Here is an 11,744-nt window from a genome sequence, read left to right as displayed (position 1 = left end):
GGCGGCGCGGCGCGCGGCGGCGAGGGTGCCGCGCCCGGAGGCGATGCCGCCGAGATGGCCCCGGCCGCCGCAGTCGCAGCGGGGTGCGCCGGGGGAGGGATCGCAGGGCCAGTGGCCGAGTTCGCCGCCATGGCCCTCCGCGTCGAGCAGCACCTCGCCCGCCCGGTACACCTTGCTGCCGATCCCGGAACTCACCGTGATCAGGCAGAACGGCGGCTCGTCGGGGCCGTGCACATAGCGCCAGGCGGCGGCCGTCAGATCGTTGACGACGACCACCGGCAGGCCAAGGCGGTCCTCCAGCGACTGCCGCACGGCCAGCGGCTCGCCGGGCCCGCCCCAGATGGTGGGCGCGGCCAGCGCCCGGCCGTCGGCGGTGACGGGACCGGCGAAGGCCACGGCCAGCGCGCCGCTGCCGTGCCGCCGCACCGCCTCGGCGCACCGCGCGGCGAGCTGTTCGCGCACGCGTTCCTGGAGGACCGCGACGGGCGCGCCGGGGTGCCGGTCGAGGCCCTCGGTGGGGGTGCGGCGCACATCGGACAGGGTGTCGGTGGTGAGGTCGTAGCGGGCGGTGCGCAGGGTGGTGCCGCCCAGATCGACCACCGTGCAGGCGGGTTCAGACATGGGCTCCTCCTCGGGGGGAGGCGGGCGCGACGGACTGCACCGTGCCGTCCTCCAGGACGATCGCGGAATCGATGTCGGCGCCGTCCGGCACCTCGGCGCCCGGCAGCAGCACACTGCGCCGCACCCGCGCCCCGGCACCGATCCTGGCACCGGGGAAGGCGACGCTGTGCTCCAGCAGCCCGCCGTTGACGAGATCGGCCGGAACCAGACTGCGGCTCACCCCGGGAGCGGAGCCGACGACCACGCGCGGCACCTCGGGCCGTATCGTGCACGGAAGTTGACGGACCGTCAGTGACGGCTGCTCCGCGACCAGCGCCAGATGGGCCCGGTGGTAGCGGTCGACGGTGCCGATGTCCTCCCAGTGCCCCGGCACCTCGTGGCCGAGGATCAGCTCGCCGCCCGCCAGCATCGCCGGGATGACGTCCCGGCTGATGTCGTGCTGCCAGTCGGTGCCGTCCAGCCGCTCCAGATAGTGGTGCAGCCGGGCCGCGTCGAAGACGCAGAACGCCGCGAAGACCAGATCGCTGGTCGGCTCGGCGGGCTTCTCCACGAACGCCGTCAGCCGCCCGGCCGGATCGAAGTCGACCATCCCGAACAGATGGACGTAACGGCGTTCGATCCGCTGGTAGGCGAGGGTGAGCGCGGCGCCGGAGCGCCGGTGGGCGGCGATCAGCGGCCCGTAGTCGAAGCGGTACACATGGTCCGCGTGCAGCACCAGCACCTCGGAGATGTCCGGTCCGAACAGGTACGGCGCCTTGCGGATCAGCGCGTCGGCGGTGCCCCGCTCGGGGGTGCCGCCGGGCGGCGGGGGCAGATAGCCGGTGCCCTCGCGGTAGGCGCGGTCGTACGGCCCGAAGTGCACCCGGAACCCGGGTCGCCACCAGGTGCGGTACAGGTCGTCCATCAGCTGCCGCTCCTCGTACTGGGACAGCAGCAGCACCTCGCCGAGCCCGGACGCCTCGGCGTTGGCGAGCGAGAAGTCGATCAGCCGCCCGGCTCCCCCGAACGGCACCAGCGGCTTGAGCCGGCCGTGGCCCAGCGGACCCATCCGGCGGCCCTCGCCCCCCGCGAGCAGCGCGGCGCGCACCCCGTCAGCCATGGCGCACCACGTCCCAGGCGGAGCGCCCGTCGGCCAGGGTCAGCAGCAGGTTCAATTCCCCTCCGGTGTGCGTCAGTTCGCGCAGTCCTATGGTGAATTCACCCGGCCCGGTCGCCACCGCCCGGTGCACTGCTGTGCCTCGGCGCCCCGCACCGGCGGGCTCGGCCCACAGGACCGCCTCGACGCGGGCGGCATGCGGCAGCCGGTAGACCAGCCGGCCGTCCGCGAGCGAGTGGCGGGCGTCCAGCCGGGCCCGCAGCTCCGGGTTGTCACCGGCGGCGCGGGCACAGCGGGCGAAGTCGGCGCGCGCCCAGGCCGCGTCGAACAGGGCGCGGCGCGCCTCGCCGTCCAGCGGGCGGCAGCGGGCGTAGGCGTCGGCGTCCCCGAACCGGACGGCCGCCTCGGCGATCGCGTCCGCCCGCGTGTCGTACGCCTCCTCGGGCAGCAGATCGAACCACCCGTGCTTCAGCAGGAGTTGGACCTCCCGCGCGGGCCGCCTCCCCTCCCACAGCGGTGTGAAGGCGTCCAGATGCTGCCGGGCGGTGTTCGCCCAGGTGAACTGCCGTGCGTTGGCCATGGAGTTGGCCCGTAGCCGCGCGTACTCCTCGGGTTGCTCGCGCAGCAGGGCGGCGGCCTCCTGGATACGGTGGGCCAGCGCGTCCGCGAGCAGCGAATCGTCCTCGGCGAAGGAGCGGTTGACGGCGAAGCCGGTCGCCCCGGGGGTGCCCAGCGGGTCGGCGACATGGCCGAAGTGGGCCATGCCCAGCTGGGCCGTGGCGATCGGGACGGCGCCGACGGCCATCGCCTCGCCCTGCGCGATCAGGAAGGTGTCCATCTCGAACTTGGACGGGAAGAGACAGAAGTCCGAGGAGGCCGCGTACGCCATGATCCGTTCCTCGGCGACCCGTTCGCACTCCAGGTGGATCCGGTCCTGGTGGCGCTCGACCACCTCGCGGATGTACGGATCGCCGATCCCGTCGTCGCTGAGGCAGCGCAGCACGAAGTTGGCCGCCAGACCCTCGGTGAGGACCCGGTCGACCGCGCGGAACAGCTCCAACTGCCCCTTGTGGTTCACCGCGTAGCGGGCGTTGTGGAAGAACGTGGGCAGCGCGGGGTCCAGACCGAGGGCGCCGAGGACGGCCGCGCGGTCCACGGCGGGCCGCTGCGGCGCGGTCCAGCGGGCGCCGATCGCACAGCCGCCGACGAAGCTCTTGTGCGCGTTGCGGCGCACCGTCTCGTACCCGGGCAGCTCGCGGAACGGCTCCTCGAAGGGGGTCCCGGCGAAATCGGTGTAGAACTCCAGATGCCCCGGCGAGAGGAAGTCCACCAGGTCGGCGTGGTCGGCGACCAGGTCGTAGACGCCGATGTGCCCGGGGCCGTACTCGTAGTGCAGATGGGTGCGTTGCTGGTAGGCGCTGCGCACGGATGCGGGGGACGGCCGCTCGGCGGGCAGCGCGACCGGCGCGTCCAGGAACTCCAGGAGCCGTTCCACCTCGGGCCGGTACACCTTCTTGGTGATCGGCATATTGCTCTGCACGGTCCCGACGACCAGCTTCGAGGGGTCGGCGCGGAAGGCCGCCGGCATCAGATAGTGGTAGTACGGCTCATGGGCGTGCACGAGCGCCTTCTCGTCCCCGAACCGGGCGCGCACGAAGCGGATCGTGTCGACCTGGTAGGCGAGCGACTTGAAGAAGACCAGGTCGTGGCCCTTGCTGTCGTACGGCGGGTAGAAGCGGTCCGGGAGCGCGTCCAGCAACTGGTTGGACAGGAAGTACAGATCGACGCCGTCCAGCCGCAGCCGGTGCGCGGTGGTGGTGAGCGGGATGCCCACCTCGGCCGGGAAGCGCTCGCCCCAGATGTCCGGGTCGAGGACGAGCGGCAGCTCGTAGGTGTCCTCGTGGTCGAGGGTCTCCAGGTCGTAGGAGGCCCGCAGTTCGGCCAGTCGGCCGTGGGCCGGGGTGACGACCGAGACGCGGTGGCCCGCTTCGGCCAGCGATGTGGAGAGGTTCCAGAGGTAGACGGATATCCCGCCCTGGAGGAAGCGGTGGTCGAAGCCCCCGCACTCGAAATACGTCTCGATGATGTGCACGGGTGTCCTCATCCGCCGGCCGGGAGACCGGGGGCCTCCACGGCGTGCCGCAGGTTGATCGCCGCGTGGTAGGCGCGGTCGTGGGCGTAGGCGTAGTCGAGCTCATGGATCAGCCGACGCAGCCGCAGCAGCCGCCAGGCCGGGTGCGTGTCCCGGTCCGGGCCCGCGTCGGCCAGCAGGTTCCCGGCCCGCGCGGCCCACAGCCCCGCCGCCCGCCGCAGCCGGGTGAGTCCGGCCAGCCGCTCCTCGGTCCAGCCGGGCGTGTCGGGGCGGGCGCCCGCCGCCTGGAGCAGCGCGGTACGGCAGGTGTCCTCGGGATCCATGCCGAGGACGCCGGCCGCGTGGTCGGAGAACTCGTCGGCCGTGAAGATCTCCAGCCCCCGGGTGAGGGCGGCCAGATCCTGCCACGGTGACTGCGCGGTGGCTGGGTCGGCCGGGTCGGCGCGCGGGGTCGACAGATCGATCACACACAACTCCCAGCCCCCGTCGGCGCGTTCGCCGCGCAGCACATGGGACAGATGCAGATCGCCGTGGCAGGGACCGGCGGGCCAGGGCCGCGCCGGGAGCCCGGCCGTGCGGGTCAGCTCACGGGACAGACCGGTCGCCGCCGCCTCGCGCACCGGCACCGGGTAGCGGGTGTCGGCGAGGATCTGCGGGGTGAGCCGGGCGAGCCGCTCGGCGGTCTCGTCGAGGACCGCCTTAGCGGGGAACTCCGGGTGCGGGCCCAGCCGTTCGGCCAGCTCCCGGTGGAAGTCGCGCAGGAAGTGCCCGGTCTCCCGCAGGGGTGCGACCAGCTCGCGCTGGGAGGCGTCGACGGCCGCGCCCGGCTCGACGTCGTCCGCGAGCAGGGGCCACAGCGCCCGGATCCCCGCCCGCAGGGGCACATTGAGCCCCTCGCCCTCGGCGAACCGGTACAGCACCCCGAGCGGCTCCCGTGCCCCGGTCGCCGTGTCCACGTACGTGTAGTCGCCGACCGGCTGCTGGGTGCGCCCGCCGTCCGCCATCAGACGCAGCAGCTCGGCCTCCCGGTTGCCGGTGCCGATCCGCCGGTAGCTCTTGTGGGTGTGCGCGATGCCGCCCAGGTCGAGCAGGGACAGCGCGTTGGAGCACCAGCCCGGGTCGAAGGGCAGCGGGCCCCGGTAGGCGGCGGGCGTGCCCCGGAACTCGATCACATGGCCGCGCAGGGTCGGCAGCCGCAGCCCCGTGCGCAGCGCGTCCACCACGGCGCGGTCGAAGGCCGTCGTACCGGCGGCCGGCCGGCCCGGGTCGGCGTCCAGGACCGGGACGAACCAGCGGGTGGCGCCCGCCCCGACCAGCAGCAGCCGGACCTCGCCGAGCACCGCCTGGTCGTACAGCTCGAAGGGGCCCCGGCGCCCGGCCTCGTCCATCCAGGGGGCCTCGCGCAGCAGGCCGGCGGTCGCGGGCGCGGGGGCGCCGGGCAACAGGGTGTCCAAGGGTCAGCTCCCGGTCATCTCGTAACGGTCCACGCCCCGGTGCCAGACGACCAGGGCGAGCGTCACCGCCCCCGCGGTCACCACGAACAGCCAGGGCAGCATCCCGGTGCGCCCGAAGAGCAGATAGGTCGCGGGGACGTAGGCGGTGAAGGCGTAGGGCAGCAGCCAGGTCAGCAGCCACCGCAGGGAGGGGTGGTACAGATCGAGGGGGTATCCGGAGAAGTCGCCCAGCTGGTTGGCCGCGTACAGGGCCGGGAAGCTGTTGGTCGTCCAGAACGCCAGGGACGCGAACAGCGTCTTGATCGAGGCGAGGACCAGCGTCCCGCACAGCACGAGCAGCGGCAGCAGCAGCCACTGCACGGCACTGAGGCGCAGATCGAGCCGGTCGGCCGCGTACCAGGTCAGGGCGGCACCGGTGAGCAGCTCGCCGAAGCCGTCCGGGTACAGGAAGCGTTCGGACAGCAGCGAGAACAGCGGATGCACCGGGCGGATCAGATAGCGGAAGAAGTCGCCGTTCTGCACCAGTTTGCGGGCCATCACCCACAGCTGGTCGGTGAACATCCGGTCCAGGCCGCGCGGCAGCAGCGAGAAGCCGAGCAGGAACAGCACCTCGTGGTAGTCCCAGCCGGCGATCCGGGGGGTCTGCCGGAACACCATGCCGACCACGGCCACCTGGCACACCACGCGCAGCACCAGACCGCCCGCGCCGAGCAGGAAGTCCATCCGGTACTCGGTCAACCGGTGCACGCTGACGGCACTGAGGTGCCAGGTCAGCCGGGCGTAGCGGGCGGCGGTGGCGAGCGGGCCGGGAGCGGGGGCGGCAGCGGGTGCGGGCGTGGTCATCCGCCCAGCACCTCCACCCGTCGTACGGCACCGCGCCAGGCCAGCGCGGCCAGCGCGCACAGGGCCAGCGCCCAGCCGAGCTGCACCGCGAGGATCCCGGCCGCGCCCGCCGCCCCGTCGTAGCGGCCGAGCAGCAGCCGCAGCGGGCCGTCGACCATGCCCTGGAACGGCAGCACCCGGGCCACCGCCGCGAGCGGCCCCGGCATCAGCGCGAGCGGCACCACCTGCCCGGCGAAGAACGCGACCACGCTGTCCTTGACGACGCGCACCCCCCAGATGTTGGTGGTGACGAACCCGGCGAGCCCGACCAGCAGATTCACCCCGAAGCCGATGACCAGGGACAGCGCGGCGGAGACGGCGAAGAGCAGCAGGCCGCCCCAGGTCGGCGTGGTCAGCGGCAGCAGCAGCGCGTACAGCGCGACCACGGGTACGGCGACCAGCGTGGCGTTGGTGAGCGAGACCGGCAGCCCGGTGGCGAACCGGGACAGCGGATAGCTGACCGGGCGCAGCAGCGAGACGGCGATGTCCCCGCGCTGGACCTCCCCGGACACCTCCTCGTCCACCCGGCTGGCCTGCATCAGGCCGAGCACCTGGGCGAGCAGCACATACGTCGTCAGGCGCGGCAGGTCGTAGCCGCCGGGCAGCCCGCCCGGCCGGCCCCCGTACACCGCGCGCCACAGGAAGACCTGGACGCCGACGGCGGTGGTGGCGGTCAGGGCGTTGATCAGGAAGGTGGAGCGGTACTGGAGCAGCGACTGGAGGCTGGAGGCCGCGAACGGGGTGTAGCGGCGCAGGGCGGTGGCGTTCACACGGCCGCCCGGCCGGCGTAGATGCGCCGCAGCACCATCTCCACGTCGGGTTCGGGGGCGACGCAGTCGGTGACGTCGAAGTGGTCGAGCAGGAAGCCCATCACCTGGCGGGCGGTCCAACGGGCCACCGGATACTCGACCTTGACCCGCCCGTCCTCGGTCAGCGTCGCCGACGCGCCGTCGAGTCCCTTCTCGATCAGGCCGATCGCCTCGTCGGCGGCGCCGTGGTGCTCGAAGACCACCGCCCTGGTGTCGGCGGTGCGCAGCAGTTCGTGCATGGTCCCGCGGTGCACGACCTCGCCGTGGTTGACGACCAGCACCCGGTCGCAGATGGCGGTGATGTCCCCCATGTCGTGGCTGGTGAGCAGCACGGTGGTGCCGAGTTCGGCGTTGACATGGTTGACCAGCCTGCGCACGGCCTCCTTGAGCACCAGGTCGAGGCCGACCGTCGGCTCGTCCAGGAACACCACCTTGGGGTCGTGCACCAGGCTCGCCGCGACCTCGGCCCGCATCCGCTGGCCCAGACTGAGCTGCCGCACCGGGGTGTTGCCGAGTGCGTCGAGGTCCAGCAGTTCCTGGAAGAGGGCCATGTTGCGCCGGTAGACGGCGTCCGGGATCTCATGGATCCGGCGCAGGATGCGGAACGAGTCCGGCACCGGGAGGTCCCACCACAGCTGGCTGCGCTGCCCGAACACCACCCCGATGTGGGCCGCGTTGCGCCGCCGCTCCCGGTACGGCTCCAGGCCCGCGACCAGGGCCCGGCCCGAGGTCGGGGTCATGATCCCGGTGAGCATCTTCACCGTGGTCGACTTGCCCGCGCCGTTCGCCCCGATGTACGCGGCCTTCGTCCCGGCCGGGATCTCGAAGGACACCCCGGCAACGGCCCGCACCAGCCGGTGCTCCCGGCTGAACAGCGTGCTCAGGCTGCCCATCAGACCGGGCCCCCGCTCGGCGACCTTGAACTCCTTGACCAGGTTCTCCGCGACGATCACCGGGTGTCCCCCGTGGCCCGTTCCAGGGCACGGTCGAGCAGCGTCACGCCCTCTTCGAGGAGCGCGCGGTCGATGGTGAACGGCGGTGCCAGGCGCAGCACATGGCCGCCGATCGCGGTACGCAGCCCGAGGTCCAGCGCGTGCCGGTACACGGCCCGGGCGATCTCGGGCGCGGGCCGACGGCTCGTGCGGTCGCGCACGAACTCCAGTCCGTGCAGCAGCCCGAGCCCGCGCACCTCGCCCAACACCTCGTACTTGGCGTGCAGTTCGGCCAGCCGCTCGTCCAGTACGGCACCCAGCTCGGTCACCCGGGCGAGCAGCGTGTCCCGTCGTACGACCTCCAGCGTGGCCTTGGCCGCGGCGATGCCCAGCGGATTGTTCGCGTACGTCGACGCGGTGGATCCGGCGCGGCCCGCCTCGGGATGCCGCAGCACCGCGGAGCGGCCGGCCAGCGCGGCGAACGGGAAGCCCGAGGCCAGGCCCTTGGCGAGGGTCACGAGATCGGGTTCGACGCCGAATCGCTCACTGGCCAGGAAGGTGCCGGTGCGGCCGCCGCCGGTGAGCACCTCGTCGGCGACGAGCAGCACCCCGTTCTCCCGGCAGCTGTCGGCGATCTGCTCCCAGTATCCGGGCGGTGGCACGATCACCCCGGCCGCGCCGAGGACCGGTTCGAAGACCAGCGCGGAGATGTTCGGCTTCTCCGCGATGTGCCGGCGCACCAGCGAGGCGCAGCGCACCCCGCAGGAGGGGTACTCCAGCTCCAGCGGGCAGCGGTAGCAGTAAGGGGAGTAGCCCAGCACGCTGTTGCCCGAGAACGCCTGGTGGCCGATGTCCCAGTGGACCAGCATCCTGGCCCCCTGCGTCTTGCCGTGGAAGCCGTAGCGCAGTGCCCCGATCCGGTTGCGGCCCGGCTCGGCGACGGCCGCCACGGCCCGCAGCGCGGCCTCCACCACCTCGGCGCCGGTGGAGAAGAAGGCGTAGGTGTCCAGCTCCTCCGGCAGCAGTTCGGCGAGCAGATCGCACAGGGCGGCGCGGTCGGCGGTGGCGAAGTCGTGCACGTTCCACAGCCGGCCTGCCTGCTCGGTGAGCGCGGCGACGACCTCGGGATGGCAGTGGCCCAGCGACTGGGTGAGGGTGCCGGCCGCGAGGTCGATGTACTGGTTGCCGTCCAGATCGGTCAGGACCGCGCCGCGGCCCTCGACGAAGACCCGGCGGCCCAGCGCGGACTCCTCCGAGGCACCGGGCGCCAGATGCGCCGACTCACGCTCCAGCAGCTCCCGTTGGCGCGGGCCGGTCATCCGGCACCGCCCAGCGGGCCGACCTCGAAGACCAGCAGGGTGATGTCCTCGTCGCCGTCGTTGGCGAGCCCGTGCTCGCCGTAGGGGCGGTTGGGGACCAGGTCGCCCGCGCGCACGGTGAACTCCTCGCCGTCCAGCGTCATCCGGCCCCGGCCGGACAGGATCACGTACGTCTCCTCGTCGTCCGCGTGCCGGTGCAGCCCGATGGAGGTGCCCGGGGGCAGCACGACCAGGTCGATGAACGCGATCGGCGCCCTGGCCCCGGCGCCGAGGTAGGCCCGGTGGGCGCGGATCGTGCCGGTTCCGCCGTGGTCGCCGGTCACCTCACGCAGCAGCCCCTCGTACAGGTTGGTGACGCGGGTGCGGACGGGTTCGGGCGTCGGGGCTCCCGGCTCCGGCAGGGCAGGACTCATCGCGGTACGGCTCCAAGGCGCTTGCGGGGAAGGGTGGTTCGCGGCGGGGACCGGGTTCAGCAGGCGGCCGTGAGCGGCGCGGCGGCGTTCTCGGCACGGGCGGCACGGGCGGCCAGAGCGTCCAGCGCCTCCTGGAGCGCGGCGCCGGGGATGTCGTCCAGGTCGTCCACGAAGACCGCCGAGCCGATCCCGTCCGGCACCACGAGGTGCAGCCGGCGGCCCCGGCGCTCCCAGGACGCCTTCAGGGCCCGGTCCATCAGCTCGGGCGTGCAGGTCTCCGGGTCGAACACGGGCAGCCCGAGCGCGTCGATCAGGGCGACGATCCGCTCGCAGTCCCGGGCGTCCAACAGGCCCAGCACGCGGGCGAGTTCACTGGAGAGGGCCATGTCGATCGCGACGGACTCGCCGTGCGCGATCCGGTACGCGCTGGCCGTCTCCATCACGGGCCCGAAGGTGTGCCCGAAGTCCACGAGCCGGGCCAGGTCGTGCTCGCGCAGATTCGGGCACAGCTCCTCCATCATGAGCCGCATCGAGGTGCGCAGTACGTAGTCCTCGACGCCGCGCCGCCCGAGCCCCTCCTCGGCGAGTGATGCCGGGGTGGCGTACGGCCGCTGGAAGACCTGGGGGCACTCCTCCAGGGCCTGGAACAGCCGGGCGTCCTTGATGATCGCCATCTTGGCCGTCTCGCCGAGCCCGCAGCGGATGTCGCGGGGCGTCAACGACCGCAGGAAAGCGGGGTCGTTGAGGGAGGCGTGCGGCGGGTGGTAGGCGCCGAGCATGTTCTTGGTGCCCAGGGCGTTGATGCCGGTCTTGACGCCGACACCCACGTCGATCTGGCCGACCAGGGTGGTGTTGACCTTCACATAGCGCACGCCCCGGCAGTAGATCGCCGCCGCGAACCCGACCAGGTCGCAGGTGACGCCCCCGCCGACGGCGAGCATCACACCGCCCCGGTCCAGGCCGGCCGACTTGGCCAGGGCGCAGATCTCCTCGACGGTCTCCATGCGCTTGCGGTCCTCGCCACCGGCCAGGACGTGCACGCTCCAGGTGCCCGGGGCGAACCGCGCGTCCAGGTAGGCGCGCAGCTGCCGTCCGTACAGCCGGTCGACGGTCGGCCCGGTGAAGGCCACCACCCGGCGCCCCTCGCAGCACTCGGCGAGCAGCGGGTTGGCGGGGGAGAGCACCTCGCGGGTGAGGTCGACGCGGTACGAGGTCCCGTCCGGGGCGCGGAGGGTGAACCCGTTGTCATCGCCTCGGACCCCGGATTCGGCGGCGGATGTCTGCGCCGTCACGACACTCCTCGAATCGGCCGGATTCACCACCGGCTGGCCGTCAACTGCGATCAACAGGGCTTGAGTTAAACAGGTGATCGAGCACGTCTGCAAGAAGTTGATGAAACTTGCTGCTGATTCTTGCAAGCGGGGGCGGTCATACTGGCGGACATGGGTGACCCTGGTCTTTACACCCCGCGCTCCGTGACCTGGCAGCTGCACGGCGACCCCATGATGTGGGTGGTCGGCGTCCGCGCTCTCTACCTCCAGGCCCTGCTCCCGCGCGCGGTGCGCGGCGTGCTCCAGAACTCCGACTTCCGGCGCGACGCGTGGGGCCGCCTCGGGCGCACCGCGGACTTCGTCGGCGTCACGACGTACGGCACGACGGAGGCCGCCGAGCGCGCCGGTGCCCGGGTCCGCGGCATCCACCGCAGGCTCATGGTCACCGACCCCGTGAGCGGCGAGCGGTACGGCGTCGGCGAACCCGGGCTGCTGTGCTGGGTGCACTGCGCGGAGGTCGACTCCTATCTCCAGGTGCTGCGCCGCTCCGGCTACCCGCTCACCGACGCCCAGGCCGACCGCTACATCGCCGAACGCCGCGTCAGCGCCCGCCTGGTGGGCCTCGACCCGCAGGAGGTCCCCGCGAACCGCACCGAACTGGCCGCGTACTTCGAGGAGATGCGCCCCCGGCTCACGGCAGGACCCGAGGCCCGGGAGGTCGACGACTTCCTCCGACGCCCGCCGGTACAACCCCTGTTGATCCCGGCGCGCGATCTGCTGTGGCGCCGGGTGGCCGCCCTCGCCTACGCCGCGCTGCCCCCGTACGCCCACGACCTGTACGGCAGACCCGCCCCC

The 11,744-nt window shown here is 72.7% G+C and carries 11 protein-coding genes; 1 reads left to right on the top strand and 10 read right to left on the bottom strand.

Annotated elements, in window-relative coordinates:
- The 10 genes from CCN72_RS23905 to CCN72_RS23860 form a co-directional block, all read right to left on the bottom strand.
- Positions 1-621: ROK family protein (locus CCN72_RS23905; protein ID WP_244174420.1), on the bottom strand; the 621-nt coding region annotated here is incomplete at its 3' end.
- Positions 614-1,720 carry a sugar phosphate nucleotidyltransferase gene (locus tag CCN72_RS23900; protein ID WP_086809449.1) on the bottom strand — a complete coding sequence of 369 codons (1,107 nt, stop codon included), beginning with the start codon at positions 1,718-1,720 and terminating at the stop codon, positions 614-616. The genes CCN72_RS23905 and CCN72_RS23900, both read right to left, overlap by 8 nt.
- Positions 1,713-3,809 (bottom strand): glycogen/starch synthase, encoded by a 2,097-nt coding sequence (locus CCN72_RS23895; protein ID WP_086809447.1) that lies wholly within the window; start codon positions 3,807-3,809, stop codon positions 1,713-1,715. Before CCN72_RS23895 ends, CCN72_RS23900 begins: the two co-directional genes overlap by 8 nt.
- A gap of 8 nt (positions 3,810-3,817) precedes the next feature.
- On the bottom strand, positions 3,818-5,263 hold the full coding sequence (locus tag CCN72_RS23890; protein WP_086809445.1) for a hypothetical protein: 1,446 nt from the start codon (positions 5,261-5,263) through the stop codon (positions 3,818-3,820).
- A gap of 3 nt (positions 5,264-5,266) precedes the next feature.
- Complete coding sequence (locus tag CCN72_RS23885; protein ID WP_086809444.1) at positions 5,267-6,106, bottom strand: ABC transporter permease; 840 nt, start codon at positions 6,104-6,106, stop codon at positions 5,267-5,269.
- On the bottom strand, positions 6,103-6,915 hold the full coding sequence (locus CCN72_RS23880; RefSeq protein ID WP_086809443.1) for an ABC transporter permease: 813 nt from the start codon (positions 6,913-6,915) through the stop codon (positions 6,103-6,105). Before CCN72_RS23880 ends, CCN72_RS23885 begins: the two co-directional genes overlap by 4 nt.
- A complete protein-coding gene (locus tag CCN72_RS23875) occupies positions 6,912-7,907 on the bottom strand; it encodes an ABC transporter ATP-binding protein (RefSeq protein WP_086809441.1) in 996 nt (331 codons plus the stop codon). The genes CCN72_RS23880 and CCN72_RS23875 overlap by 4 nt, the downstream gene beginning before the upstream one ends.
- Positions 7,904-9,205, bottom strand: a complete 1,302-nt coding sequence (locus CCN72_RS23870; protein WP_086809440.1) for an aspartate aminotransferase family protein — start codon at positions 9,203-9,205, stop codon at positions 7,904-7,906. The genes CCN72_RS23875 and CCN72_RS23870 overlap by 4 nt, the downstream gene beginning before the upstream one ends.
- On the bottom strand, positions 9,202-9,618 hold the full coding sequence (locus CCN72_RS23865) for a cupin domain-containing protein (RefSeq protein WP_086809438.1): 417 nt from the start codon (positions 9,616-9,618) through the stop codon (positions 9,202-9,204). The genes CCN72_RS23870 and CCN72_RS23865 overlap by 4 nt, the downstream gene beginning before the upstream one ends.
- 56 nt (positions 9,619-9,674) lie before the next feature.
- Positions 9,675-10,910 carry a sedoheptulose 7-phosphate cyclase gene (locus CCN72_RS23860; protein WP_086809437.1) on the bottom strand — a complete coding sequence of 412 codons (1,236 nt, stop codon included), beginning with the start codon at positions 10,908-10,910 and terminating at the stop codon, positions 9,675-9,677.
- A 150-nt stretch (positions 10,911-11,060) separates the two neighbouring features.
- Here CCN72_RS23860 and CCN72_RS23855 point away from each other — a divergent pair.
- Positions 11,061-11,744, top strand: a 684-nt coding sequence (locus CCN72_RS23855; RefSeq protein WP_086809451.1) for an oxygenase MpaB family protein, incomplete at its 3' end; no start/stop codon positions are given.

It is taken from the genome of Streptomyces murinus, assembly GCF_002154555.1.
Lineage (GTDB): Bacteria > Actinomycetota > Actinomycetes > Streptomycetales > Streptomycetaceae > Streptomyces > Streptomyces murinus.
Note: the sequence above shows the minus strand (reverse complement) of the source record. Positions and strands in the feature narration are given on the sequence as shown.